Annotated in this window: 2 protein-coding genes; both read left to right on the top strand. The window is 58.0% G+C overall.

Going from position 1 to position 3,741, the window contains the following annotated elements; all coding sequences use genetic code 11:
• A partial coding sequence (locus tag AQR02_RS34605) for a PD-(D/E)XK nuclease family protein (protein ID WP_245237549.1) occupies nucleotides 1-523 on the top strand: 523 nt, incomplete at its 5' end.
• 2 nt (nucleotides 524-525) lie between these two features.
• On the top strand, nucleotides 526-3,741 hold a 3,216-nt coding region (locus AQR02_RS18920), incomplete at its 3' end, for a UvrD-helicase domain-containing protein (protein WP_425340017.1).

Below are 3,741 nucleotides of genomic sequence, written 5' to 3'. Positions count from 1 at the left end.
CTACTCGGAGCAATGGCTGGGCAGAGCTGCGCTTCCGGCCGGAACACTGTATTTCCATGTGCATGATCCGCTGCTCTCTTCACCGAACGGGCTGAACCGGGAACAGGCGGAGCAGGAGCTGCTTAAACGGTTCAAAATGAAGGGGCTGCTGACCGCTGACCGCGAGGTTGTCTCCCTGATGGATACAACACTGGATAAAGGACATTCGTCGATCGTACCGGTAGCGCTGAAAAGTGACGGCACCTTCTATAGCAGCGCATCTGTCGCTACACCTGAACAGTGGGGGCATTTGCTGTCTGCGGTACGAACCAATATTACTGAGATCGGGACACGCATTACAGAAGGTGATGTGGCGATCCAGCCGTACCGGATTCAACAGGAAACGGCCTGCACCTTCTGCTCGTTCCGCCCGGTATGCCAGTTTGATGAGGCTGTAGAGGGTAACGGGTACAACAATCTGGGCAAACCCGGCAAAGACGCGATTTGGGACCTGCTGTCCCGCAAAGGAGGAGAGAAGCCGTGACAATTAGAAGTACAATCGAAGAGAAGCCGGAGGGCAGTTTTTGGAGCGATGACCAGTGGCGGGCTATAGCCGGCAGCGGCGACGATATTCTGGTAGCGGCGGCAGCAGGCTCAGGTAAAACTGCGGTACTGGTAGAGCGGATTATCCGGAAAATCAGTAACAGCCAGAATGGCTTCAGTGTGGACCGGCTGCTCGTCGCCACCTTCACCAAAGCGGCGGCCTCGGAAATGCGCCAGCGGATCCGCGAAGCGCTGGAGCGGAAGCTGGAGGAGGCGGAAGGCGCAGCGGGGGAGGAACATGAGGATGCGGATCATTTGCGCCGCCAGCTTGCCCTGCTCGGCAGGGCTTCCATTACAACATTGCACTCCTTCTGTCTGGAAGTCATCCGCCGCTATTACCAGCTCATTCCGATAGATCCCGGATTCCGGATTCTGAATGAGCATGAGGCGGAGATGATGCGGCAGGAACTGCTGGAAGAACTGCTGGAAGAGAAATACGGGGAAATCTCCGAAGACGGGACAGACAGCGTGTTTGTGAAGCTGGCTGACTGGTTCAGCGGCGAACGCAGTGACGATGCGGTGCATTCTCTTGTACAGCGGTTGCATGACTTTGCCCGCAGTCATCCCTGGCCGGCGCAGTGGCTGCGGGATACCGCAGCTGACTTTTCGCTCCCGGACACGGAGAGTCTGGGGCACACGGCATGGGTGCAGAGCATTCTCGCCGAAGCTAAGCTGACGCTGGATGGAGCGGCCAGCCAGCTGATACAGGGGCGGGACATCGCTCTGCAGCCGGGCGGCCCTGCGCCGTATGCGGACAGCCTGGCAGAAGATCTTGCCATGGTACGCGGACTGCAGGAGGCGGTGGCCTCACGGCCCTGGGGAGAGCTCTATGATATCTTTGTGGAAATATCGTTCGGCAAGCTGAAGGCCTGCAAGAAGGATTCAACCGATCCCGGACTTCAGGAGATGGTTAAAGACCTGCGCGACAATGTGAAAAAGAGCCTGCTTGAGCTGCAAAAATCGCTGTTCGGCCGTCCTGCCGCCTCTTATCTGGCAGAGCTGCATGAGGCGGCTCCGCTGATGCAGGAGCTGGCGGAGACAGTCATCGCCTTCGGGGAACGCTACCGCGCAGAGAAGGCTGGCCGTGCGCTTGTGGATTTCAGTGATTTGGAGCATTACTGCCTGCAAATCCTGCGCCATCCCGACTCACAGCCGGGCCGCTCCTTGCCATCGGATGCGGCAATGGAATACCGTGACCAGTTCGATGAAGTGCTGCTGGATGAATATCAGGATACGAACAGCGTTCAGGAGGAAATTGTGCGGCTGATCTCCCGGGAATCACCGGGTAACCGGTTTATGGTCGGCGATATGAAGCAGAGCATTTACCGGTTCAGGCTGGCTGAGCCGGGTCTGTTTCTGGACAAATATAACAGCTTCAGTTCCGTGAACGCAGCAGGGTACGGTGAGCCGGAGTATGACGGTGCCGGTATGAATGCTAAGGATAGGACTGAGAATACCGGTTCGGGCGGCATGGTCATTGACCTGGCGCGCAATTTCCGCAGCCGGATGGAAGTTGTGAATGCCGTCAATATGATTTTCCGCCAGATTATGGACAAGACGGTTGCAGAAATCAGCTACGACCAGCGTGCAGAGCTGGTATACGGGGCGAACTTTCCCGGGGCGGAAGAGAAAGGTCCGGATACTTATTTTGCCCCTGAGCTGCTGCTCATCGACCGGGGAGCTTCAGGCGGACGTGCCGAGGAAGCCGGAGAAGACGGGGAGCTCCCGGCGCAGGAGAATGAAGCGGCTGAGAGCGAGACGGCGCAGCTGGAAGCGCGGGCAATTGCCCGGCGTATATCCCAGATGACCGGGATGACCGGCAGTGCCCCCCTGTTGATTTACGATAAATCGCTGCGCATCATGCGTCCGGTGGTGTATGGTGACATAGTAATTTTGCTGCGCTCTGCCCGGATCTGGACACCGCTGATGATTGAAGAGCTGCGCCTGGAAGGCATTCCGGCCTTTGGCGATCAGAACAAAGGGTATTTTCAGGCGACAGAAGTGGAAATTGCACTTTCCCTGCTGCAGATCGTCGACAACCCGAGTCAGGATATTCCGCTGGCCGGAGTGCTCCGCTCGCCTGTAGTCGGCTTAAGCGAGGAGGAGTTGGCCACTGTACGCCTGTGCAGTAACGGTACCTTCTTTGATGCTCTCCTGGCAGCTGCCGGGGAGCGGCGGGCGGGAAGCGGCGGAGCCGATTATTTTACCGGACTGGAGCGGGATGAGGATCCTGCGGCGGCTGAATATAGATACGGAAGAGATAAGGTTCAAGCAGAGACTGCCGTATCTCTGGAGCCTTTTGCCGACGCGGCTGAACAGATTCCGCTGCGTCTGCGGGAGAAGCTGCTGCATTTCCTCGAACAGCTGGACAGCTGGAGGAATGCGGCGCGGCAGGGCAGCCTCAGTACATTAATCTGGCGGATTTACGGGGAGAGCGGATATCTGGAATGGGTCGGCGGACTGCCGGGCGGATTCCAGCGCCAGAACAACCTCAAAGCATTGTATGACCGGGCTGTACAATTCGAGAACGACACCTCGGCACGCGGATTGTTCCGTTTTCTCGTCTTTATTAACCGGCTGAGAGAGAACGGGGGCGACCTCGGGGTTGCCGGAGGAAGCGGTGAAGAGGCGGGCGGAGTAAGGATTATGACAATACACAAATCCAAGGGGCTGGAATTCCCGGTAGTCTTTTTGGCCGGAATGGCTAAGCCCTTCAACCGCCAGGACCTGTATTCCCCGTTCCTCATGCATAAGGAGCTTGGTTTCGGACCGCGTTTTGTGGAACGGGAGACTAGAGTCAGTTATCCGACTCTCCCTTACTTAGCCATCAACCGCCGGTCACGGCTGGAACTGCTGGCCGAGGAGATGCGGGTGCTGTATGTGGGCTTAACCCGGCCGCGGGATAAAATGATTCTCGTAGGCACGCTAAGAGATGTACCGCGTGCCGTGTCCGCTTGGACCAGTACGCAGAACCGCGAGGAGCTGCTGCTGCCTGACCATCTGCTGGCCAGGGGACGCAGCTACCTGGATTGGGTAGGACCAGCGCTGATCCGGCATCCCGGCGCGGCCATGTTGCGCAAGCTGGCCGGGGCGGAAGGCACCGGATCTACTGTGCTGCATGGCGACAGCTCCAATTGGAGCATCTCGGTGCAGGATGCT

The organism is Paenibacillus ihuae, assembly GCF_001368795.1.
In the GTDB taxonomy this organism is placed as follows: Bacteria; Bacillota; Bacilli; order Paenibacillales; family Paenibacillaceae; genus Paenibacillus_AQ; species Paenibacillus_AQ ihuae.
This window is presented reverse-complemented; position numbering and strand designations above follow the sequence as displayed.